The organism is Faucicola mancuniensis (assembly GCF_046523945.1).
Lineage (GTDB): Bacteria > Pseudomonadota > Gammaproteobacteria > Pseudomonadales > Moraxellaceae > Faucicola > Faucicola mancuniensis.
The window spans coordinates 845,779-869,102 of the sequence record NZ_CP171363.1 but is presented as its reverse complement, the minus strand read 5'-3'; the positions used below and the strand labels follow the sequence as shown (position 1 = coordinate 869,102).

Genomic DNA, 23,324 nt, shown 5'->3' with positions numbered 1-23,324 from the left:
CCTATGTCTAAAAAAATCGATACAACGCAATTCCCCTGTGTATGGCAAATATCACAAACCGCTTGTCTAAGCGCGGCACTATTGACGAGTATTGCAAGCCATGCGGCAAGTTCAGAGTTTGGGTGTATGCTGCGCCCCATGCAAACGGTGGATGTTCGAAGCCCTGTGGTCGGCACGTTAGCCAGTGTCAATGTGGAGAGAGGCGCCTATGTTAAAAAAGGGCAAGTGATTGCACGGTTAGACAGCCAAGTTGAACAAGCAGCCGTGAATACTGCCAAATATCGTTCCCAAACATCTGCCTCTACCACAGCGGCACAAAATAAAGTCAGAGCTGCTAAAGCCAAAGCCGATCGTATGAAACAATTGGCGGATGCCCAGTATATGTCTCAACAAGCTTATGAAGATGCATATCAAGAGTACCAAGCTGCCCAAGCTGAACTGTTAGCGGCACAAGAAAGCCAAACCCAGGCAAAATATGAGTATCAATCGGCGTTATCAGAGTTAAACCGACGCACCATTACCAGCCCCATTAGTGGTACTGTGACTACCCGTTATTTAGATAAGGGGGCGGTGGTAAGCCCCACCGATGGTAAGTTTCCGATTATGACCATTGCCCAGACCGATCGTTTAAAGGTGCAGATTATTGCACCGGTCAAGTATTTTAAACAATTAAAACAAGGTAGCCGGTTAACCATTACGCCTGAAAAACCCTTTGATAATCCAGTCAAGATGACGGTGGCGATCAAAGATAGATCGGTGGATGCCGCATCGGGTACGTTTAGTATGATTGGCTATATTAATAATGCAAATAATAAAATCCCAAGCGGCATTCTATGTTCGGTGGGTCTGTAAGCGACATTCAAGCACACTTAATTTAAGAGGTCAGATAAATTTATCTGACCTTGGTAGAATTGGTAGAAAGTAAAAAATTCGGTAGTGTCCTGAAAAGTGTGCTGTAAAACTAAACAATGCCAAAGTGAATATCAAAGAAAGCCAAATCAAAAACTTTCTTATGATAAAACATACTTTTAGAAAAGCAACACGTTTTTCTAAACGCTCGCCTTACTTTGTGCCGTAAACGACAGTTATTACCCTCAATGCCAACTGTGTGTTGCTTACCAACTAGATGCCATTCTTCATTTGAAAAGACATTTAAAAATGCAGCCCAGTCGTCGGTCGCAATTCTGTCATAGGTTACACGCAACTCTTTCAAACGCCGTTTGAGTGCTCGCGCTGTTGCTAAATCGCGCTTACCCCAAACGTAAGCGACAATTTCGCCACTTTCTCTGTGATAGGCATAGACTAGCCACACTTTATTAGACTTGTTACCGACAAATGTCCAAAACTCGTCTATTTCAAGTGTAGGGTAATGTTTTTGTTTAGGAAATGGCTCAAACTCATGGCGTTTTAAAGCAGCCTGAACTTTGTCTTTGCTGTAACCCGTAATTGCTGCAATATCTCGAATGCCACAACCTCTAACGGTCATTCTCCAAACCTGCTCATCAGCTTTGGAATGACAACCCTTATAGGTAAGGTTATGGTCGCCAATAAAATTACGGCAGCAATCTTTACAAAAATACTTTTGTTTACGATTGCCAGAGTAGCCATTTTTCTTTATATTTTGTCCTTGGCAGCGAGGACATTTCAGAGTTATTTGTATTTTCACACATTCAATAATACTCTGTTCTCGCTGCTTTTTTATTGCTTATTTTTTACAGCACACTTTTCAGGACACCACCGACTTAATTCGCTACCCTGATATGTCTGCCGTTTGGTATGAACAACAACAAGAAATTAAAAATCCTACAGATGTTGGTAATTTTGTAATGGGTGTATTAAATGATACGGTTGTTCCAACACTTCAAAAAATCAAACAAACTTATACCGCTCCACCACCCAAACAACCAAAAGATTTAAGCAATAATCCACGTTGTCCACGTTGCAATCGTCCTATGGTGTTAAGAGATGGTAAATTTGGCGAGCTTTGGAGTTGTACAGGTTGGAATTCTAAAGAAAGCCCTTGTAATCACAGTATGGATAATGATAACGGCATGCCAGTTGAAAAGCCAGCTAAAAAACCTGTTGAAACCAGTAATTTTGACTGTAAAAAATGCGGTAAGAAACTGATTTGGCGTAAGGATAATAAAGGTGGTAAACATAATAAAGGCTACAGCTTTTTTGGTTGTTCAGATTTCCCAAAATGCAAACAAAAATACGATGAAGTAAATGGAGAACCAAAATATGACTAAATCAGGCTTATATATCAATGGCAATAAAGTTTGTGATCTTCATCAACATTCAACTATTAAAATTATCCCAAAATCATTTAATGTTAATCAAGGTAACACTATGTTTAAAAATAATATTCACGGTAATGTTGGTTATATCAATAATGGCGTTCACAATGGCGATATTAGCTTTCAAGGCTCAAAAATCGTTGTTGATGATAAAGAATTTGATATTAAAGAGTTCTCAAACAATCAAGAGACTATTCAAATTGAAATATTTGGTAGCATACAATCCGTAAGCTCTAAAAACGGAGCTTTAAATATTACAGCTGATAATATTGGCAGAATAAATACCGTTAATGGGGATATAAATATTACTGCTGATACGGTGGGTTCTGTTAGTACAATGAATGGAGATATAAATAACCAAACTAAGGTTTGCAAATAATGAACAACAACGATTTAGCTAACTTTGATGATGAAATGCCTGAAGCTCAAGATATAATTCCTGATAAAACCAAAAAACATATGATTTTATCTATCATAGTTGTTATTGGGATAATCATTATGCTTTCTGTAACATCATGGGTAACAAATTTAATGATTGAGCGTAGAAGTACCAATATAACCGAGCCAATAGACCAAGAATTACAGCTAAGAATGTTACCTGAACCTGTAGTAGAAATGGAAATAATGGAAATGTCAGACGAATACAAAACAGAACAAGCCTTACTAAGTTCCATAGAATTATCAAAAAATGGTAACTTCATTATCATTACCCCCAAGTATGGCAATAGGTTTGATATTTTTACCAATAAAAATGATGAAACCATTATTAGATTAGTCAATCGCAATAATTAGGAGTAGCAAAATGACTAAAATTGATACATCTTACACCGCCTATCAAGAATATATGTCTAATATGATAGTCCAAGACAAACCAAATATTTTAGATTATGATGAATGGCTTGAAATGATGACTATACCTATGCCTGAAGAATATCAGATAACCACACAAGAAATAACTTATAAGGAAGCGGAAGAATTGGGGGTTGTTTGGGCTAGTGAACAAGAGTTGAGAGAAATGGGGTTAATTGATGAATAATGATGAGCTACAGCAGTTTGCTGATGAACTAGTAAAACAGATTGAAGCAAATGAAGCCATTTGGCAAAAGGGCTGGGCGACAGGGTTATCTGACATCATGCCAGTTAATCATCAAGGTACGCCTTATCGTGGCGACAACATCATTCATCTAATGATGGCTTCACAGAAAAAGGGATTTTCTGATAATCGTTGGTTTACCTTTAATAATGCAAAAGAACACGGCGGTCATGTCCGTAGGGGCGAAAAAGGTACGTCCATCAAATTCTATACTAATACCCAAACAAGAAACAAAAAAGATGAACAAGGCAATGATATACTGGATAAAGATGGCAGACTAATCAAAGAAATCATTCACTTAGAGCATCCAATCGTTAAATCTGTAACTGTTTTTAATGCTGAACAAATTGATGGCTTGCCACCTAGAGAAGTCAAAACACCTTTAACTGAATGGGAACGCCACGAAAAAGCCGAAAACATCATTAAAGGCATTGAAGCTCAAGGCGTAACCATTGAACATAGAATTGGCGACAGAGCTTATTACAGTCCCACAGACGATAAGATTGTCATGCCTGAACGTGGACAATTTGCAACGCCTGACCTTTATTATGCAACCGTTTTACATGAAATTGGACATTCCACAGGTCATAAAGACCGTCTAAATCGTGATTTATCAGGTGTTTTTGGTTCTGAAAGTTATGCAAAAGAAGAATTAAGAACTGAAATTGCTTCAATGATGGTTGGCGAACAGTTACAGATAGGTTATGACCCTAGACAACACCATGCTTATCTAAAATCGTGGGCTAAAGTGATTAAAGAAGACCCAAAAGAGATTTTTAGGGCAGTTACGGACGCAAATAAAATTTCTGATTATGTCATAGGCTTAGGGCGTGAGATTGAGAAAAATCAAGCGGAGCGTGGACATATTAATTTAAATAAACAAGATATAGAGTATTTAGAAAGAATACAACCAAATTTTGACGGAGCAAAAGCTGAAAATATTGCTCATAGCTTTAATGAAGTCAGAGAAATCGCCAAAAATTTTACTTCAAAAGAAATTACCAATATTCATGATGGTATGACTGCCGTTATATCTAAAAGTAATTTAGATAAAATGCTTAGTAATAAAGCACATGAAAAATCAGCTAATTTACATTTGCATTTAACGGCTGTAGCGAATGCTGATAAATTATTTGAAAACTCTGTTCTTGGCTGGAAAACACCCTATAAAAATGACAGTCCTGACATAGAAGCAATACACAGAGCTATTGCACCTATGAAATACAATAATGAGATTTATTTAGTTAAATTAACAATTAAGGAATTAACTAAGGAACAGGGAAATAGAGTTTATTCTATTGAAGCGGTAGATATTGAAAATGAAAAAAACCCCGTTCCAGAAATGATGGAGGAAGATACCAAAAAATATGGCGTTACCCCACATCGGCTCAACGAGGCTTTGATAGATATTATAGTAAAAAATGCCCAAGAATACAATAGAAATCAGCAAAAAAATTTAGAAAAACCAAGCATTCAACCTGCTCAACATCAGCCACAACAATTAAGACAGCCTAATAAACAACCTGAACGGATTTATCTTTATACATCTTTTAATGATTTAAACGATTTACGAAAGTTAAAAGAACAAGGGGTTGTTAAATTTGATAATCAAAATAAAGTTTGGTATGCACATGAAAACAACAAAGAAGCTGTTGCAAGATGGACGGTACGCCCAAGTGTGCCAAGTCCTGAACAGGAGTTTTCAGACTATTTAACTAGTATGGGTATTCAAGTTGAAACTGGACACCCTATTTTTGATGACAAAACTCATAGATTATCAAATCAAGGTTCAACCGATAAAAATGTCATGTATCAAGCGTATGCCAACCCTAACGGTGTGCCTTTTGCAAGAATTACCAATTTTTCAAGGGGAAATACGCCTGAAAATTGGCAATATCCTACAAAATATTTGAATATCTTAAGAAATATTGAAGCAGTAGAAAGAGCAAAAGGTAATCAGTATCAGCCTAACCGCCCTACCCTATCTGTCAATACACCAACAACGCCAGTTGTTCCACAAACACCCAAGCTGACACAGCAACAGAAAACTGAAGCAAATAAAGAACAGGCTGACTTAATGGCTAAAAGAAGCCAAATGCTCGTATCTATTAGCCAAGTCGCCCCAGCCAATCACAATTATTTAAACAAAAAACAGGTAACCGCCAATGATACAGTGTTAATTGTACCTGATAGCAGTAAACTACCTGATGAATTTAAACCGCATATTATGATAGCTGACACTATGCAACAAGCTAGTTATTTGCGTGAACATAATCCTGAAAATAAAATGATTGTACAGCGTGGTAACTTAATTGTACCGCAGTTTAATACGCAAGGAGAGTTAAGAGCATTTGAAACGATTGGCTATTATGGCTCTAAGTACGCTTTAGGCAATGGTGCTGATAAATCAGGCTTATCTACTACTTTAGGACAGCTTGAAAATGGTAAACCCATTATTATCACGGAGGGTTACGCTACCGGGGCAACACTTTATGAACACACCAATAAAAACCAAAAGCCAACAGTAGTAGTTGCTTTTGGTCGTGGCGGTTTAATGGAAGTCGCTCAAAATTTAAGAGCAAATTACCCTGATAGTAAAATTTATATCGGTGCTGATAATGACCATCAAAAACCCTTTGAAATTGACCCACAAACAGGAAAAAATAAGGTAAATCAAGGCTTAGAAGACGCTAATAAAGTCATTAATTCTGTAGAAAACACCCATATTTTATTACCGCAATTTGACCGAAGTGATACAGGTAAAGATTGGAATGATATTTTTGTTGATAAAGGCTATGATGAGTTTAAACGCCAAATTCTTGAGCAATTACCTCTGCACACGACAAAAAAACAAAAAAGTCTGATAAAACAATGGCATAATAGTAATTTTTCCGACGAATTAAAACCATGCCAAACCTTATCAGACTAAAAAGAATTTTATCGCAAAACCTAACAATACACAAGGCAAAAATCAACTGCTTAAGTCTAATGATAATAGCCATCATTACCGCCCAAAGCAGTAACCTAAAAAAGATAGCCAGACACTTTACCAACAGCACAACAAATGACAGCAACTACCGAAGAATACAACGCTTTTTCGCCCAAACACCCCTAAATGAACACCAAATAGCACGCCTTATCTTTCAACTATTTGGACTAAACAAAGTCACACTCACCATTGACCGTACCAACTGGAAATGGGGAAAAAGCAACATCAACATCTTCATGTTAGCTGTTGTACACAAAGGCATTGCCATACCCTTATACTGGACAATGCTAGACAAACAAGGCAACTCAAAAACACTAGAGAGAACACAACTCATTGAAAAATTCATTCACACCTTTGGTAAAGATAAAATACAAAAAGTATTAGCCGATAGAGAATTTGTGGGTTCTGCATGGTTTGACTGGCTAACAAAACAAAATATTAAATTTGCCATACGCATTAAAAAAGACAGTAAAGTGACCAATACACAAGGACAAAGCGTACAAATTAAAACACTATTTCATAATTTAAACCAGCAAGATACTTATCACCATGCTAGAACACTCTTTGTTGATAAGTGTCCTGTCAAGGTATCGGCAAAGCTTGATAGTGATAATGATTATGTGATTGTGGCTACCAATGATTTTGATGATATTGACCCTATGGCAACTTATGCGATGCGTTGGCAGATTGAAACGCTGTTTTCTTGTTTAAAGGGGCGTGGTTTTAATCTTGAGGATACGCATTTGACTAAACAAGACAGAGTGAGTAAATTGGTTGCGGTAAATGCGTTAGCCTTTTGTTGGGCTTATTTGACTGGCTTGGCGGTCATTGATGATAAGCCTAGTCATTATAAACGTTGCCTTAAGTCTAATGGTCGTCCTCAGTCAAGTGTTTTTGCTTTGGGGTTAGATTTTCTGATTGATGGATTTAGATGGTTTATTATGTGTGGTGATTTTGCTTTTTTTAATAGGTTGGTTGATTTTCTCAGTTTTAAAAGAAAATCAACTTTGTTTTAGTAGTTTCTGTCGTGTGCAGAGAGCAATTACAAAGAATTAATCAGCCAACCATCGCCCAAGAGCAAGAAAAACAGAGCAATATTGAAAAACCAATAAATGAAGCTATCAAACCAGCAACGCTAGATAAACGCTTATCTCCTGAAATTATCAAGCAAAATTACCCAACCATGCCTGAAGAAACAATTAAAAACATTCAGCTATGGCGTGAACGGCTTCCAGTTCAATATCAAGACCCAATAAAAGTTCAGTTTGCACTTGGACGCTTAGAAAAAAAATTACCCAGTTTGGCACAAGGGGAGTATTTACCACCGCCAAAGCCTAACAGTCCAACCATACAAAATAATCCTGAAATTAATGGCGATGGTGGACGGTAAACTATTTTCTTTTGTTTTTTAAGAATTAACTTTTTCTCGCTTTTCTAAATAGCGGTAAAAACTAGATTTGCTGATACCAACTTGCTTTGCAATATCGGTATTGCTTAGTTTTTTATAATTCTCAACAGATGAGTTACGCTGTGCTATCAGGTCTTCTATTTTGGCGACTGTATCGGCAGTTAATACTGATTTACGCCCCTTGTAAACGCCCCTTTTTTTGGCTTTAGCAATGCCTTCACGTTGAGCTTCACGAATTAATGAGCGATTAAATTCAGCCACTGCCCCTAGAATGTGCAGTAAAAATTTATCCATTGGGCTATGTTTTAAGCCGTCCAGTGTTAAATTTTCTTTTAAAGATTTGAACACAACGCCTTTTTGGTGTAGTTGGTTAATGATTGCAATCAAATCTTCTAAATTGCGCGCTAATCTGTCAAGACTATGTATAACAACAATATCACCATAACGTACATAATCTAGCATTTGTTGTAACTCTGGACGGTCTTTGGTTTTTCCTGTTGCCTTATCTGTAAAAACCTTATCCAATTTAACACCATCAAGCTGACGGTCGGTATTTTGATCTATGCTAGATACTCTAACATAACCAACAATTTGTACTTTTTGAGTATTAGGCTCATCAATATCAATGATTTGTTCATCATCAAAAGGGTTTTTCATTTTTTCTTTTGTCTCAATAATTAAACTTGGATTATTATGCAAGTTTTTTCCCAAAAAATCAAATAAAACCCTATTGACACCATTTTTTTAGGGCGTATAATATTCCCATTAGAGTATACATTTAAGCTATAAAAATCTTAAAATAAATTAGCAAAGCTTAGCAGAATGATGGATACATTTATTGGTGTAGAACTATTAAATTTATATCAAAAAAGTAACCCAACAACCTAAAAAATTTTATCAGCTTAGGTCTAAACCAATACAGTTTAGATAATAAAAATTTCAAAAAAAATCTCTCATAGCTTATGATAAGTGCCTTAGCTTAACTAAAACTTTACACCAAAATCTCTAGAATAATTAGCCATTACCCATCATGGTATTGTTTAAACTTTCTCCCAAATTTTTATCATTATTCAAAAATTACCTGAAGAAGTCACATTGGTATTCTCTGCATTAGCTGAATTATTAGAAACCACTTTAGCAACTGACTTATCCTCAATCCCTGCCAATTTTTTTAAATCTTCAATATCATCCACCAAAATTTTCTTCTGAGCTTTAGATGCATTCGCCTCTAAAATCTTAAGATAAGCTTCTGCTCGCTTGGCATCATCAATCTCTTCAACAATATTTAAAAAAATCTCACCATACACCTTAATTTTATCTTGACGAATTTTCTCTAACGCTTGAGTCATCTTAAGCATTTCTTGCTTTAACTGCTTTGCACTTTTCCTTAAATATTTTTCCATCATTGTTATCCTTCTATCAGAGTGAAGCATAATGCTACAACCTTATCTTAACATGACTAAAATATAGTCAGCAATCATCATCTTTACTATCAAAATACACTATGATAGAATCAATTTCAATAAAAATTAGTTTGTTTTTTAGAGCAAGTACAGATAATAAAGCCACTATCGTATCTTTATCATCCTGCTTGATTAGGGGCTATGCCCCCAATACCCCCACCAGCACCCTTTGCAACTCTACGAGATTGCAAACGTGTGCTGGTAAAACCAATACCTGCCCAGTCTATGAAAAATTTATTAACTATCCAGCCTTTACCTGAGCAGATTTTAGCCGATTTTAACTGGAAACCTGCCCCTAAAATAAAACGCAAGCGGCCGTTTACGGTGGCGATTCGGTTAAGCCTTATCGAAAAACAGTTAATCGAAGAGCGTCGAGGCTCTTTGTCGGTTGCCGATTTTATGCGAGCCGCTGCTATTGGACAAAATGTGACCCAGCGTGAGATGGTACGTCAAGTCGTGCCACCACGAGTGGATGCTGAGTTAAAAAGGCAGGTGGCTTATTTGGGCAATAATCTCAATCAATTAACCAAGCTGGCTCATGAGCATCATCAGATTGGTAATTTAAATGTGGTGTCTTTGGCATCGGAGTTGGCGTATATCCGCTATCAACTGGATTATTTAGTCAATCATTTTACTGCACCAAAGCGTGATCATGAGGGATTTGTCGTGGATGGAATTGATGAGGAATTCGCTCAGTGATTGTTAAATTCTTTAAGCGAGGTAGCGTTAAAGACATTCACTATAGTACAGGCGGTGAGGCTGCCAAACGCTATTTGCTGGGGAAAGACTATGCCGATGGGGCAGCTTCTCGAGAGCATGTACGGCTGTTGGCAGGTGACCCTGATGAAGTGACCGAGATTATCAATGGGCTTGAGTTTTCTAAAATTTATACGTCAGGCTGCCTGGCTTTTGATGGTATTGAGAGTCAGTTTGTCACGGAATCGATGAAACGTGAGCTGATGGATGAATTTGAGCAGTGTTTGTTTGCGGGGCTTGGTAAAGCCCAGTACGCAGGTTATTGGGTGGAACACTTTGATAAGCTTGATGAAAAAAATAATAAGCTACCAAGGCTTGAGCTCAACTTTGTGTTTGCCAACGTGGAGCTAGTGAGTGGTAAGGCATTACCTGTGTATTATCATCTGATTGATGAGAAACGGGTAGATACCTTTAAAGAGATTAAAAATCTCGAAATGGCGTTGTCTGACCCCAATGCCATTGAACGAAAACGCTTAACCCGTATTGGCGATAAATTAGACCTCTTTCCAAACTAACCCAACTCGAAATTATAAATGGCACAAATCAAATTAACCCTTAAGCCAAAGCGTTTTCTGCGATTACGATAACGACAGGCTAGGATTTTAAAACGTTTGATTTTGCCGATAACATGTTCATTGGTTACCCGTTCAGAAGCTAATTCTCGATTGGCTTGTTTGTCAACTTTAGATAGTGGATTAAGCTTGGTTTTCTTTTTTGGGAATTTGCTATTGGCATGGTGTTTGTGTATGCCTTGATAGCCCGAATCTACTTGGATTAAGATACTAGGCTTTATACGCATTTTTGAGTATTGGTAAAGTTTAAAGTCATGGGTTTTACCTTTGCTAAAATGGGTACAAAGTATTTTTTTGCTGTTTTTATCGACAACGATTTGTGCTTTTAAGGTGTGGTGTTTCTTTTACCTGAGTATTGCCTGCGTTGCTTTTTTTGGGTCGCTCACAAGGTACTTCGGTTGCGTCTATCAGTACGGTTTCAAGGTTTGGGTCTTGCCATAAAGCCTTTTTGCTAGGTAGGGCAAAGTCTTTGTGGGCTATCAGTATGCTTTCTACCCATTTGATGGTTTTACAGACAGCACTTTCACTGATACCAAAGTCTTGCCCTAGGTGAAATTGGGTGCGATATTCTCGGTAGTAACTCAAAGTCAGCATGAGCTTGTTTTCTAGGCTGATTTCATTTTTCCTGCCACCTTTTTTGTGTTGTTCGTTGTATGCTTCTTGTAGTATGGTGAGCATATGAGTATAGGTACTTCTTTGGATGCCAAAGTAGCGTTTAAATTGTGCGTCACTGAGTTTTTCTGCTTGTTCGGGTATCATGCTTTTGCTGTTTTTTCTAAAAATCAGTATTATACCAAATCACTATTAAGGTTTGGAAAGAGGTCTAATAGTAAAGCGGTTTTTGATTAAGCTTTGGCATTTTTACAAGCTCTCTTTTGTACTTGGCAATCTATCCAACGCCCTTTCATCGTATTCAACCGCCATTCGTAACGCCCTTGCAAACGCCTTAAACGTACTTTCAATCTGATGATGGCTATTTTTGCCTTTTAGATTATCCAAATGCACCGTAATCATCGCATGATTGACAAAACCATAAAAAAACTCACTAAACAAATCCACATCAAACGTCCCTATCATCGCACGAGTGAAGGGAATATCCATATGCAAACCGGGGCGGCCCGAAATATCCACCACCGCACGGCTTAAACTTTCATCAAGAGGTGCATAAAAATGCCCATAGCGGACAATGCCTTTTTTGTCGCCAATCGCTTGTTTGAACGCCTGACCGAGTGTAATGCCAACATCTTCCACGCTGTGATGGTCGTCAATGTGCGTGTCGCCATTACATTTAATATCCATATCAATCAAGCCATGACGTTTGATTTGGTCAAGCATATGGTCTAAAAATGGCACGCCTGTGTCAATTGTGCCTTGCCCTGTGCCGTCAAGGTTAATGCTTACGGTGATTTGGGTTTCGGCGGTGTTGCGTTCTACGGTGGCTGTTCTAGCAGGGCGATTTTGGCGTGGCTGGCTCATGGATTTTCCTTTATTATTGGGGTTTGTATTATTTGGCTTGGCTAAAAAAGGCGTAAGCAGTACGCCTCTACAATTTTTTGACAAAAATATCACATTTTTTTGTGTTCTGCGTCTTTTTCACGTTGTTTGATAACTTTGCGGACTTTGTCCCTTGCTCGGTCTTGTTTGAGTTTTGACAAATAATCCACAAACAATTTACCATTTAAATGGTCCATTTCATGCTGAATACACACCGCAAGCATACCTTCAGTTTCTATCTCAACAGGATTGCCGTCTTTGTCTAGCGACTCAATTTTCACACGTTTTGGTCGGTCAATTTTATCATAATAATCAGGCACAGACAGACAGCCTTCTTCATAAGTAAACTGCTCTTCAACCAGTGGCGTAACCTTTGGATTGATAAACACTTGTGGCTTGTCGCCTTCTTCGGACAAATCCATGACGATAAGCTGAATATGCTCGTCAATCTGTGTCGCCGCAAGCCCAATGCCTTTGGCATCGTACATGGTTTCAAACATATCATCAATCAGCGTGTGTAGTTTTTCGTCAAAGGTCGTTACAGGTTTTGCAATGGTGCGTAAACGTGGGTCTGGATAAGTTAAAATTGTGCGAATGGTCATTTTTACCAACTTTTTAATTAAAATTAAGAAAACGGTATATTGTGCCATAACTTTTTTATAATAAAAAGGCTATTTTGTCGCTTAATAATTGTAAAATATTAAAAATTTTGTTAAATTAATTCAATTAATCGTTTAATTGGTAAGATTTATCAACAAAGATTGCGACTTTTTGACAAATTTGTGTTATGCTAAGCCAATTTTTTTACAAAATTAAACATTGGTATGGCTTAGCGTAACGTTTTTTCGTTATGGCTTTTAGGATAATGATATGGCTTATTCATTGAAAAAAATCACGGCAAGTATGCTTGCGGTTATCAGTTTGACTGTGGGTTCTCAAGCATTGGCAAAAAACAATCCACCACCAACTATTAAGGCAGATGCCCCAAATCGCTATGTCGTCAAAAAAGGCGATACACTTTGGGATATTTCTGGTAAATTTTTGGACAAACCTTGGCGTTGGAAAGAAATTTGGGCGACCAATCAACAAATCAAAAACCCACATTTGATTTACCCAAATGATGTGTTGATTTTGTGTGTGATTAGAGGTCAAACTTTGGTCGGCATTGATACAGGCGAAGGCTGTGCAGGCGTGGAAAAAGCCATGACAGCACCTGCACAAGCTGTGCAAAATTTGGCAGGCAGTATCCCAGCCATTCCATTAGCGTCTATTGAAGCGTGGCTAGACCGTACCATTATCGTATCGCCAGATGATTACCGTACCACACCATATGTGTTGGCATCAAAAACCAAAAACATCATCACAGGTGCAGGCAACAAAATCTACACCAAAGGCGTGCCTTTGATTGTCGGTCAGCGTTATGGCGTGTACCGTGAGGGCGAACCGTACATTGACCCAATCAGCAAAAAAGTGATTGGTCTTGAAGTTACCCAAGTCGCATCAGGCGTGGTAACAGACGTTGCCAGCAACGGCGTATCTAGCATTGAACTACAAAAATCGTTCGGTCAAGAAGTGCGTGAAGGCGACCGTGTGTTTGTTGAAGTTGGCAACTACTTGCCACCTGCATTTTATCCACGCCCTGCCAATGCCACTCGTGGTGGTCGTGTGATTCGTGTGTTAAACTCTATCAGCAGTACGGGTCGTGATGGCGTGGTAGCGATTAACCTAGGTTCACGTGAAAATGTGGAAGCAGGCGATGTATTGACTGTGTTCCAAAAAGGTGCTTTGGTACAAGACAATTTCTCAACAACCAAAGGCGAAGCCGTCCGCTTGCCAAGCGAAGAGATTGGTCATGTGATGGTGTTTAAAACCTTTGACAACATCAGCTATGCGTATGTATTGGACGCAGAATTGCCGATTAATGAAGCGGACTATTTGGCAAATCCACAAAATTAATTGTCAAATTGTACAATTTTTTAATATAAGCAGGTGGGTTGTGATACAATCCACCTGTTTTTATGTTTAGCAAAATTATCAAAAAATGAATATAACATTTTCCCCACAGCAACAAGCCACCATCACCCTTTGGTATTTGGTGAATATGTCGTTATCCAGTTTTGCCAAATTAACCGAATATTTTGGCAATGCTCAAAATGCGATTAACGCAAAATTGGGCGATTGGCAAAGTTTAAATTTGCACAAAAGCCATATTGAACGCTTTGAAGAATTTATCAATCAAGGGCGAAATAGTCCATTTTTGCAAACCACTTTGCAACAAATCGCCAATGGTGAATATGGCGTAATTTTTGCTGATGACAGTCAATTTCCGCCTTTGTTAAAAGAAATTTATGACCCACCGCCATTATTATTTTATCAAGGCAATATTCAAGCCTTATCCATGCCCCAACTTGCCGTTGTCGGTAGCCGAAAATTAACCGCTCATGCGAGTAAAATCGCCTTTGACATGGCTCAGTTTTTGGCGTATGAAGGCTTGTGGATAACGAGCGGACTTGCCGATGGCGTGGACAAACAAGCCCATGTCGGGGCGTTGGCTCAAAACGACCCAAATAAGCAAGGGCGAACAGTGGCGGTACTTGGTACAGGCATTCGGTTGTGTTATCCCAAAAATCATTTGGCGTTAAAAAATCAAATTATTCAAACAGGCGGTTGTGTTATTAGTGAACTTTTGCCTGATAGTCCGCCGAATAATCACAATTTTCCAAGACGCAATCGCCTTGTCGCAGGGTTAAGCCTTGCAACGCTTGTCGTTGAAGCACAATTGCAAAGCGGTTCGCTAATTACCGCACGGCTAACCAACGAACAAGGCAAACAAGTGTTTGCTATTCCAAGTCATATTGACAATGTCAATGCGAAAGGTTGCCATCAACTCATTCGTGAAGGGGCAACGCTGATTGACCACCCTGCACAGATTTTGGAAGATTTGGCGATGTTTAAATCACCGTTTTCGCAACATGCAAATTTACAAAATCCAATTTCACAAAATAATGTTTCGCAAAACACAGATTTGCCAAATACGGAAAATTTATCAAATTCACTTGAAAATACAATTATAAACAATATTGAACCCATTCAACCAACGCAAACAAACAACGATATTCCGCCACATTTATTTAGCTTGCTAAATCAGTTGGATTGGGCAGGGCAAGATTTGGACAGTTTGGTGGAAAAAACAGGCTTGGATATTGCGACCTTGTCTGGGCAGTTGATTGAGCTTGAAATCATGGGGCTTGCGATGGCTCAAGGTGGGCTGTATTTGCGGTGTCGTGCGTAAGGTGTTGATATGAAAATTTTTGATAAAAACAACCTAAAACACGCCCAACAATGGCTAACTGACGGCAATTTGCTCGCCTATCCGACCGAAGCGGTGTGGGGCATTGGTTGCGACCCTTTTAACGAGCAAGCGGTGTTAAAATTACTTGAAATCAAAAACCGTCCGCTAGAAAAAGGCTTGATTGTTTTAACTGCTAACCATTTGTTAATTAACGATTTTTTGCAAAATTTACCGTTTGATAAACAACAACAGATTTTACAAAGTTGGCAAAATTTTAGCAATACCACAAAGCAAAAGCAAGCAACCACTTGGCTTTTTTCCATTCCTAGCAACTTATCCACAAATATTCCCTATTTTGTTACAGGCGGACGGACAAGTCTTGCCATTCGTATCATTGAACAGCAAGCAATTGCCGACTTGTGCCAAAGCCTTGTTTCCCCGCACAATCCGTATGGTTTTTTGGTTTCCACCAGTTGCAACCCAAGTGGAAAACCGCCTGCCACCACGTTAGAGCAAGCCCAATCCTATTTTGGCGATACGATTGGTTATTTTAACGCTCCAACGTTGGGCTTTACCGAGCCGAGCCAAATTAAAGACGCTTTGACAGGCGAAATTGTGCGAGATTAGAAAATTTTTGCCGATAACTGCTTGAAATTTTATCCTTTTGGCATTATCAATTGATTAAATTAATTTTATTATCAATTTTAACCAAAGGATACGCCATGTCAGCAGAACAACAAAACCAAACAGAAGCCCAATCAACCATTTTGGGTGACACCATCAACGAACTTGAGCCAACTGGCGAAGCCAAAACGATTGACAGTCAAGTGGATTTGGACACTTATCAACAGCGTATTGCCGAGCTTGAAGGGCAAGTCAAAGAAGCTAAGGAAGCCCACGCTCGTGCCAATGCCGAAGCCTACAATGCACGCAACCGCATGGAACAAGAAACCGAAAAAACCAAAAAATTCGCGTTAGAAAAATTTGCCAAAGATTTGTTGGATACGGTGGATAACCTTGAGCGTGCGATTGAAAACAGCCAAAATGACAACGACCCAGTGTTAGAAGGGGTAAAATTGACCCACAAATCACTTTTAACCGTGCTAGAAAAATATGGCGTACAAGTGGTAAATCCGCAAAATGAAGCGTTTAATGCCGATTTTCATGAAGCGGTTGGTATTGACCCAAGCGTGGAAAGTGGCAAAGTCGGTCAAGTGTTGCAAAAAGGCTATACCTTGCACGAGCGTCTATTACGTCCTGCAATGGTGCGTGTTGGGCAGTAAGTTTTTAGGTGAAATTTTTTTAAAATTATCATAAAATTTTTAAAAAATCCCTTGAAAAAAATCAATTGAAAACTTATATACATTAACAAGCAATCATGATGTTTTATCAAATTTAATTTTTAATAAAAGTTAATAGTAGAAAATTTAACATCATGAAAATAATACAAAATCTTAAAAATCGGAGTAAAAATTATGGCTAAAATTATCGGTATTGACTTAGGTACAACCAACTCATGTGTCGCTGTGATGGAAGGCGACAAAGTCAAAGTTATTGACAATGCAGAAGGGGCGAGAACCACCCCATCAATCGTTGCCTACAAAGAAGATGGCGAAATCCTAGTCGGTCAATCAGCCAAACGCCAAGCCGTTACTAACCCAACCAACACTTTATTTGCAATTAAACGCTTAATTGGTCGCCGTTTTGACGACAAAGTGGTGCAAAAAGACATCGGCATGGTACCTTACAAAATCACCAAAGCCGACAATGGCGATGCGTGGGTAGAAATCAATGGCAAAAAACTTGCCCCACCACAAATTTCAGCCGAAGTGTTGAAAAAAATGAAAAAAACTGCCGAAGATTACCTTGGCGAAACCGTTACCGAAGCAGTCGTAACCGTGCCTGCTTACTTTAACGACAGCCAACGCCAAGCCACCAAAGACGCAGGTAAAATCGCAGGTTTGGACGTAAAACGTATCATCAACGAACCAACTGCCGCAGCCCTAGCCTATGGCATGGACAAAAAAGGCGGTGCAGACCGTAAAATCGCTGTATATGACTTGGGCGGTGGTACATTTGATATTTCAATCATTGAAATCGCTGACGTGGACGGCGAGCAACAATTTGAAGTGTTATCAACCAACGGCGATACATTCCTAGGCGGTGAAGACTTTGACTTGGCATTGATTGACTTTTTGGTTGAAGAATTTAAAAAAGAAAACAGTGTCAATTTAAAAGGTGACCCTTTGGCAATGCAACGTTTAAAAGAAGCTGCTGAAAAAGCCAAAATTGAACTATCAAGCTCACAAAGCACCGAAATCAACTTGCCATACATCACCGCTGATGCGACAGGCCCAAAACACTTGGTATTAAACATCACCCGTGCCAAACTTGAAAGTTTGACCGAAGACTTGGTAAACCGTACCATTGAGCCATGTAAAATCGCCCTAAGCGATGCAGGTTTATCAGCAAGCGACATTGATGACGTGATTTTGGTCGGCGGTCAAAGCCGTATGCCACTAGTACAACAACGTGTACAAGACTTTTTTGGCACAGAGCCTAGAAAAGACGTAAACCCAGACGAAGCAGTCGCAATGGGTGCGGCGATTCAAGGTGCGGTATTGTCTGGCGACAAAAAAGACGTACTACTACTTGACGTAACGCCTTTAACATTGGGTATTGAAACGATGGGTGGTGTGATGACAGCCATCATTGAGAAAAACACCATGATTCCAACCAAAAAATCACAAGTGTTCTCAACTGCTGCCGACAATCAACCAGCCGTTACTATTCAGGTGTATCAAGGCGAGCGTAAAATTGCCAACCAAAACAAACTGTTAGGCAACTTTGACTTGACCGATATTCCACCAGCACCACGTGGTATTCCGCAAATTGAAGTCACCTTTGATATCAACGCTGACGGTATCATGAACATCTCAGCAAAAGACAAAGGTACAGGCAAAGCTCAAAGTATCCAAATCAAAGCAGACTCTGGACTATCGGACGAAGAAATTGAACAAATGGTGCGTGACGCTGAAGCCAATGCTGCCGAAGATGCCAAATTTGCTGAACTTGCCAACGTGCGTAACGAAGCGGACGGACGTATTCATGGCGTACAAAAAGCATTAAAAGACGCTGAAAGCAAAATCACCGAAGCGGACAAAACACCTGTTGAAGAAGCCATCAAAGCACTAGAGTTGGCAGCCAAAGAAGACGACTTGGATGACATCAAAGCAAAACTTGAAGCGTTGGACAATGCGTTTTTACCAGTTAGCCAAAAAATCTATGCGGACGCAGGGGCAAACCCAGCAGGCGACCAAGCTCAACCACAACAAGCCCCACAAGATGACAGCGTGGTTGATGCTGAATTTACCGAAGTTAAAGACGACAAATAATTTATTATCTTTTTTCAAAAATCACTGTCTAGGGTTAGGCGGTGATTTTTTTGGTTTTTTTGGCAAAACAGCATTTGAATATTGAAAAAATTGCTATTTAGCACCATATTGATAAAAAATTTGCAAAAATATAGCTCGAGGATAATGATGTCAAAACGTGATTTTTATGAAGTATTGGGCATTGATAAAAATGCCAATGAACAAGAAATTAAAAAAGCCTACCGCAAGTTGGCAATGAAATATCACCCAGACCGTAATCCAGACGACCCACAAGCCGAAGAAAAATTTAAAGAAGCATCATTGGCTTACGAAGTGCTAAGCGATGCCCAAAAACGCTCTGCTTACGACCGCATGGGACACGCCGCCTTTGAAAACGGCATGGGCGGTGGCGGTGGTTTTGGCGGTGGCAATTTCCACGATATTTTTGGTGATTTATTTGGCGGTGGACGTGCAGGCGGTTTTGGTGATATGTTTGGCGATATGTTCGGCGGTGGTCGTAGCAGTCGCCGACGCCGTGGCGCAGATTTACGCTATGTCGTGGAATTAAGCCTTGAAGAAGCGGTAAACGGCGTAAAAAAAGAAATTACCTTTACCGCCCCAGCCCCTTGTGAAACCTGTAACGGCAAAGGCACAAAAAACCCAGAAGACGTGGTAACTTGTACCACCTGTGGCGGTCATGGCGTGGTGCGTATGCAACAAGGCTTTTTCGCGGTACAGCAGACTTGTCCGCACTGTGGTGGCTCTGGTAAACAAATCAAAAATCCTTGTGGCGACTGTCATGGTTCGGGTGTCAAAGACAAATCTCGCACACTAGAAGTGACCATTCCTGCGGGCGTGGACAATGGCGACAGAGTGCGTTTGTCAGGTGAAGGCGAAGCGATTCAAGGTGGCGAAAGTGGCGACTTGTATGTAGAAATTCGTGTCAAAGAGCATGATAAATTTGTGCGAAATGGGGCGGATTTGCATTTGGACGTGCCGATTAGTTTTGCTGATGCGGCATTGGGTCGTGAAGTGGAAGTACCAACGTTAGACGGTCGCATTAATTTACGCATTCCAGAAGGCACACAAAGCCACAAAATTTTTCGTATCAAAGGCAAAGGGATTACGCCTGTGCGTGAGTCTATGAAAGGCGACTTGTTGTGTCGTGTGATTGTGGAAACGCCGACCAATTTAAGCAGTGAGCAAAAAGATTTGCTTCGCCAATTACAAGGTTCTTTGGGTGAGCATAACCAATCGGACAAAAAGAAATCATTTTTTGACAAACTCAAAGATGATGTGAAAGATTTGTTTGACTAATTTTGATAAAATCAGTAGGATTGCTCGTAATAGACGCTTTTTGGAGTTTTTATGACCACATTAACGATTAATGATGATTTACTGGCTCAAGCGGTTGATTTGGACGGTTTTACTGATAACAAAGAAGCGGTTCATACCGCTTTGAGCGAATTTATTCAATGTTATAAAACCAAAGAATTAATTAAATTATTTGGCACGATTGATTATGATGACTATGATTATAAAGCTGAGCGATTTGCCACATCAGTTAAATAGACACCGTTTAAAAATTTATAGTTTGGACAAAGATTTTGTCAATTATGCACAATATATTCCCATTCAATTGTTTACAACCTAATTTAACAAAAGCGAGAAAATCATGATAAAAGTCGGTGTGATTGGTGCAGGTGGACGCATGGGGCGTATGCTCATTCAAGCAGTCGTCCAAAACCCACAAACCATTTTGGCAGGAGCAGTAGAACGCACAGGCTCAAGCCTTGTCGGTGTTGATGCAGGCGAACTTGTAAATATTAACAAAGCCAATGTCGCTTTGGTTGATGATTTGGCAAATGTGATTGATGACATTGATGTGTTAATTGACTTTAGTTTACCAGAATCCACCGTCAAAAATTTGCAACTGTGTAGCGAAAAAGGCGTGAATATGGTGATTGGCACGACAGGCTTAAACGATGAACAAAACACCATTTTACAAAAAGCGAGCGAAAAAATCGCCATCGTCTATGCAGGTAACTATTCAACAGGTGTAAATTTAAGTTTAAAACTGTTAGAAATCGCCAGCAAAGCCTTTGGCGAAACCGCTGATGTGGAAATCCTTGAAGCCCACCACAAACACAAAATTGACGCACCATCAGGCACAGCCTACATGATGGCAGAAGCGGTGGCAAAAGGGCGTGGACAAAATCTAAAAGATGTTGCCATTTACGGACGACAAGGTCAAACAGGCGAGCGTAAACAAGGCGAAATCGGTATTCATGCGATTCGTGGTGGCGAGATTGTCGGCGACCATACCGTAATGTTTATCTCTGATGGCGAAATTGTGGAAATCACCCACAAAGCCCGTGAACGCATGACCTTTGCCAGTGGTGCGGTACGTGCGTCTGTGTGGGTAACGAGCCAAACGAATGGACTGTTTGATATGCAAGATGTACTTGGGTTAAAAGATTAAAAGTATCATGTATTGTAAATTTAATTTTACCAAATTGACAGATTTACTATAGACAAAGTTTTTTAAAATCGCCTAAAATAGTCCGTCTTTTTTTTAAAAAACTATCGTATGTCGTTATTTTCATCGTTAAACCAGTCTATTTTTTTGCGAATTTATGCAGGGCTATTGCTTGTCTGTTTACTTGTTGCCCTGTTTGCCCAATTGTTGCTGACGACCATCAATGACGAAAGAGCCCAAACTTACCGAGAAAACTTGGCAACAGGGGCTTTTTATTTGGTGAGCGAGGGGATTGCACGGCAAAAAACCGAGAATGCAAAAAAATATTGGTTACAAGATGTCAGTACCTTGTTTGAAAGCGAGTTTGCTTTACAAACTTTGGACAAAAACAATTTTAAAACCAGCGAAATTAATCGTTTAGAAAAACAAAAATCGGTGGTGCGATTTCATGAAGAGTCCAATCAAGCCGATATTTTTTATAAAGTTACCAATAGTAATGACGTGGTTCATGTTAAATTTGACAAATTGAGCGAGCAACAAATCAAAGGCGTGGGCGTGTTGCTATTAGATGATTTGTCGTATTATTCAACATTTGCCGAAAAACAAAAGCGTTTGCAGGACTTACAGCCGTATTTTCCATTTCAGTTGTCATTACAGACTTTTGATAAATTAAATCTTGATGCCAATCAACAAGCCCAACTGCTACGAAAAGACATTGTCATTATGTTGCGTGATAGTACCAGTATTGAAAATTCGTCATTTCGCATTATCGCACCGACCGAAATGCCGAATACTGCCGTCATGCTGGGACCGATTAAACTGTTTAATTGGTTTCCGTTAAATTTGATTGTCAGTATTACGCTGATTTGTATGTTTTTGATTAGTCTTGGCGTGTATGCGTTGATTTTTCCGCTTGAGCGAAAGTTGCAGTTAATTCAAACAGGCGTAACCAAAGTGCGAGAGGGCAAACTTGACACTCAAGTGATGGTATTGGGTGAGGACGAAATTTCGCATTTGGCGGCGACTTTTAACAATATGACCCAGCATATTCGCCGTTTGATTGAGTCGCAACGTGAGCTTACTCGTGCAGTGTCGCATGAACTGCGAACGCCTGTGGCACGGATTCGTTTTGCGGTGGATATGCTGGCTGATACTGATGATGAAGAGTCTCGTGCCATGCAACGAGATTATATTGACCAAGACATTGAGGCGTTAAATGGCTTGATTGATGAAATTTTGACCTATGCCAAACTAGAAGAAGGCTCGCCAAAAATGGATTGGGAAGAGGTTAAACTCAAAGATTTGGTAGAACAAATCGTCAGAGAAACCAACGCCTTAGGCAAGCCAGTAGAAGTTATCGCAGGTGAGATTGACGAAAAAGCAGTCGCCTGTGCTGATAAGCGATATTTGCACCGTGTGTTACAAAACTTGGCAGGCAATGCGACACGTTATGCCGAGAAAAAAATCATCGTCAAAGCGTGGATTGACAAAAAACAAGCCTTTATTAGTGTAGAAGATGACGGACAAGGCATTTCTGAAAAAGACCGTGAAAAAGTGTTTATTCCCTTTGCACGCCTTGATGACAGCCGTACTCGTGCATCAGGCGGTTATGGTTTGGGCTTGTCTATCGTATCTCGGATTGCTTTTTGGTTTAATGGTAAAATGAGCGTTGATGAAAGTCCAGAGCTTGGCGGTGCAAGATTTATAATGGCGTGGCCAGTTAAACCCATCGCCCAACCCATCAACGCAGATGAATTAACCCAACAAAGCAGTGAACGTAAATATATCTAAACAATAGGAAAATATCATGTATCAAAGTAAATTAATCTTAAATACCCAAGATGGCGAACGTATTATTGGACGTTTGGCAAAACATTGGTCGCACAAATTTGATATTGTCAACCAAGGCGAGAAAACCATCATTCCTTTTTCAGAAGAAAACCAAGTCATACTGTCTGCTGATAACGAACAATTGTTGGCAACTTTGACAACCAACGATGAAGAAAGCCAACCAAAACTTCAAGAAGTGGTGCTAAACCATATTAACCGTATGGCGGGCGTTGAATTTGAAGCCCAATGGCAAATTTGATAATAGCATATTACATAA

The 23,324-nt window shown here is 39.4% G+C and carries 25 protein-coding genes and 1 pseudogene; 20 read left to right on the top strand and 6 right to left on the bottom strand.

Annotation, left to right across the window (positions count from 1 at the left end; genetic code table 11):
- Window positions 1-3 precede the first annotated feature (3 nt).
- A complete protein-coding gene (locus tag ACGTJS_RS04440) occupies window positions 4-852 on the top strand; it encodes an efflux RND transporter periplasmic adaptor subunit (protein ID WP_410472936.1) in 849 nt (282 codons plus the stop codon).
- A 109-nt stretch (window positions 853-961) separates the two neighbouring features.
- Here ACGTJS_RS04440 and ACGTJS_RS04435 read toward each other — a convergent pair whose 3' ends face one another.
- Window positions 962-1,666, bottom strand: a complete 705-nt coding sequence (locus ACGTJS_RS04435) for an IS1 family transposase (RefSeq protein ID WP_410472935.1) — start codon at window positions 1,664-1,666, stop codon at window positions 962-964.
- A 94-nt stretch (window positions 1,667-1,760) separates the two neighbouring features.
- Between ACGTJS_RS04435 and ACGTJS_RS04430 the strand changes: the two genes are divergently transcribed.
- From ACGTJS_RS04430 to ACGTJS_RS04400, 7 genes are read left to right on the top strand one after another with little or no spacing between them, the layout of a single operon-like run.
- Window positions 1,761-2,249: a topoisomerase DNA-binding C4 zinc finger domain-containing protein gene (locus ACGTJS_RS04430; protein ID WP_410472934.1), complete on the top strand. Its 489-nt coding sequence runs from the start codon at window positions 1,761-1,763 to the stop codon at window positions 2,247-2,249.
- Window positions 2,242-2,676: a hypothetical protein gene (locus tag ACGTJS_RS04425; RefSeq protein ID WP_410472933.1), complete on the top strand. Its 435-nt coding sequence runs from the start codon at window positions 2,242-2,244 to the stop codon at window positions 2,674-2,676. The genes ACGTJS_RS04430 and ACGTJS_RS04425 overlap by 8 nt, the downstream gene beginning before the upstream one ends.
- Entirely contained in the window at window positions 2,676-3,089 is a 414-nt protein-coding gene (locus ACGTJS_RS04420) for a hypothetical protein (RefSeq protein ID WP_410472932.1), read from the top strand. The genes ACGTJS_RS04425 and ACGTJS_RS04420 overlap by 1 nt, the downstream gene beginning before the upstream one ends.
- Before the next feature lie 10 nt (window positions 3,090-3,099).
- Complete coding sequence (locus tag ACGTJS_RS04415; protein ID WP_410472931.1) at window positions 3,100-3,333, top strand: hypothetical protein; 234 nt, start codon at window positions 3,100-3,102, stop codon at window positions 3,331-3,333.
- Window positions 3,326-6,319 (top strand): zincin-like metallopeptidase domain-containing protein, encoded by a 2,994-nt coding sequence (locus tag ACGTJS_RS04410; RefSeq protein ID WP_410472930.1) that lies wholly within the window; start codon window positions 3,326-3,328, stop codon window positions 6,317-6,319. Before ACGTJS_RS04415 ends, ACGTJS_RS04410 begins: the two co-directional genes overlap by 8 nt.
- Window positions 6,298-7,395, top strand: coding sequence for an IS4 family transposase (locus ACGTJS_RS04405; protein ID WP_410472852.1), 1,098 nt, complete (start codon window positions 6,298-6,300; stop codon window positions 7,393-7,395). The genes ACGTJS_RS04410 and ACGTJS_RS04405 overlap by 22 nt, the downstream gene beginning before the upstream one ends.
- Before the next feature lie 11 nt (window positions 7,396-7,406).
- A complete protein-coding gene (locus ACGTJS_RS04400; protein ID WP_410472929.1) occupies window positions 7,407-7,769 on the top strand; it encodes a hypothetical protein in 363 nt (120 codons plus the stop codon).
- An 18-nt stretch (window positions 7,770-7,787) separates the two neighbouring features.
- On the opposite strand, the gene ACGTJS_RS04395 is transcribed toward ACGTJS_RS04400, so the two are convergent.
- Together ACGTJS_RS04395 and ACGTJS_RS04390 are read right to left on the bottom strand one after the other, a co-directional pair.
- On the bottom strand, window positions 7,788-8,444 hold the full coding sequence (locus ACGTJS_RS04395) for a recombinase family protein (RefSeq protein WP_410472928.1): 657 nt from the start codon (window positions 8,442-8,444) through the stop codon (window positions 7,788-7,790).
- Window positions 8,445-8,857: 413 nt separating this feature from the next.
- Window positions 8,858-9,193 carry a hypothetical protein gene (locus tag ACGTJS_RS04390; protein ID WP_410472927.1) on the bottom strand — a complete coding sequence of 112 codons (336 nt, stop codon included), beginning with the start codon at window positions 9,191-9,193 and terminating at the stop codon, window positions 8,858-8,860.
- A 198-nt stretch (window positions 9,194-9,391) separates the two neighbouring features.
- Between ACGTJS_RS04390 and ACGTJS_RS04385 the strand changes: the two genes are divergently transcribed.
- Window positions 9,392-9,949 (top strand): plasmid mobilization protein, encoded by a 558-nt coding sequence (locus tag ACGTJS_RS04385; RefSeq protein WP_410472926.1) that lies wholly within the window; start codon window positions 9,392-9,394, stop codon window positions 9,947-9,949.
- Window positions 9,946-10,521, top strand: coding sequence for a hypothetical protein (locus ACGTJS_RS04380; protein WP_410472925.1), 576 nt, complete (start codon window positions 9,946-9,948; stop codon window positions 10,519-10,521). Before ACGTJS_RS04385 ends, ACGTJS_RS04380 begins: the two co-directional genes overlap by 4 nt.
- Here ACGTJS_RS04380 and ACGTJS_RS04375 read toward each other — a convergent pair.
- The 3 genes and pseudogenes from ACGTJS_RS04375 to def all read right to left on the bottom strand — a co-directional run bounded on the left by ACGTJS_RS04375 (window position 10,518) and on the right by def (window position 12,674).
- Window positions 10,518-11,337 (bottom strand): annotated as a pseudogene (locus ACGTJS_RS04375) (IS5 family transposase). The gene ACGTJS_RS04380 and the pseudogene ACGTJS_RS04375 sit on opposite strands and share 4 nt — an antisense overlap.
- A 102-nt stretch (window positions 11,338-11,439) precedes the next feature.
- The gene (gene hisB / locus ACGTJS_RS04370) at window positions 11,440-12,054 is read right to left on the bottom strand and encodes an imidazoleglycerol-phosphate dehydratase HisB (RefSeq protein WP_315042350.1); all 615 of its coding nucleotides are present in this window, start codon (window positions 12,052-12,054) and stop codon (window positions 11,440-11,442) included.
- 89 nt (window positions 12,055-12,143) lie between these two features.
- Entirely contained in the window at window positions 12,144-12,674 is a 531-nt protein-coding gene (gene def, locus ACGTJS_RS04365; protein WP_410472924.1) for a peptide deformylase, read from the bottom strand.
- Window positions 12,675-12,942: 268 nt separating this feature from the next.
- Between def and ACGTJS_RS04360 the strand changes: the two genes are divergently transcribed.
- The 10 genes from ACGTJS_RS04360 (at window position 12,943) to ACGTJS_RS04315 (ending at window position 23,306) form a co-directional block, all read left to right on the top strand.
- Window positions 12,943-14,028, top strand: coding sequence for a LysM peptidoglycan-binding domain-containing protein (locus ACGTJS_RS04360; RefSeq protein ID WP_315042346.1), 1,086 nt, complete (start codon window positions 12,943-12,945; stop codon window positions 14,026-14,028).
- 85 nt (window positions 14,029-14,113) lie between these two features.
- On the top strand, window positions 14,114-15,364 hold the full coding sequence (dprA, locus tag ACGTJS_RS04355) for a DNA-processing protein DprA (RefSeq protein ID WP_315042345.1): 1,251 nt from the start codon (window positions 14,114-14,116) through the stop codon (window positions 15,362-15,364).
- A 9-nt stretch (window positions 15,365-15,373) separates the two neighbouring features.
- A complete protein-coding gene (locus tag ACGTJS_RS04350) occupies window positions 15,374-15,991 on the top strand; it encodes an L-threonylcarbamoyladenylate synthase (RefSeq protein ID WP_315042342.1) in 618 nt (205 codons plus the stop codon).
- Between the two features lie 95 nt (window positions 15,992-16,086).
- Entirely contained in the window at window positions 16,087-16,647 is a 561-nt protein-coding gene (gene grpE, locus ACGTJS_RS04345) for a nucleotide exchange factor GrpE (RefSeq protein ID WP_315042340.1), read from the top strand.
- A gap of 192 nt (window positions 16,648-16,839) precedes the next feature.
- On the top strand, window positions 16,840-18,759 hold the full coding sequence (dnaK, locus tag ACGTJS_RS04340) for a molecular chaperone DnaK (protein WP_315042337.1): 1,920 nt from the start codon (window positions 16,840-16,842) through the stop codon (window positions 18,757-18,759).
- A gap of 147 nt (window positions 18,760-18,906) precedes the next feature.
- Entirely contained in the window at window positions 18,907-20,055 is a 1,149-nt protein-coding gene (gene dnaJ / locus ACGTJS_RS04335; protein ID WP_410472923.1) for a molecular chaperone DnaJ, read from the top strand.
- A 51-nt stretch (window positions 20,056-20,106) separates the two neighbouring features.
- Window positions 20,107-20,310, top strand: a complete 204-nt coding sequence (locus ACGTJS_RS04330; protein ID WP_410472922.1) for a type II toxin-antitoxin system VapB family antitoxin — start codon at window positions 20,107-20,109, stop codon at window positions 20,308-20,310.
- Window positions 20,311-20,413: 103 nt separating this feature from the next.
- Window positions 20,414-21,220: a 4-hydroxy-tetrahydrodipicolinate reductase gene (gene dapB / locus ACGTJS_RS04325; protein ID WP_410472921.1), complete on the top strand. Its 807-nt coding sequence runs from the start codon at window positions 20,414-20,416 to the stop codon at window positions 21,218-21,220.
- A gap of 108 nt (window positions 21,221-21,328) precedes the next feature.
- Complete coding sequence (locus ACGTJS_RS04320) at window positions 21,329-23,008, top strand: ATP-binding protein (RefSeq protein WP_315042330.1); 1,680 nt, start codon at window positions 21,329-21,331, stop codon at window positions 23,006-23,008.
- Between the two features lie 16 nt (window positions 23,009-23,024).
- The gene (locus ACGTJS_RS04315) at window positions 23,025-23,306 is read left to right on the top strand and encodes a DUF2218 domain-containing protein (RefSeq protein ID WP_410472920.1); all 282 of its coding nucleotides are present in this window, start codon (window positions 23,025-23,027) and stop codon (window positions 23,304-23,306) included.
- Window positions 23,307-23,324: the final 18 nt, after the last annotated feature.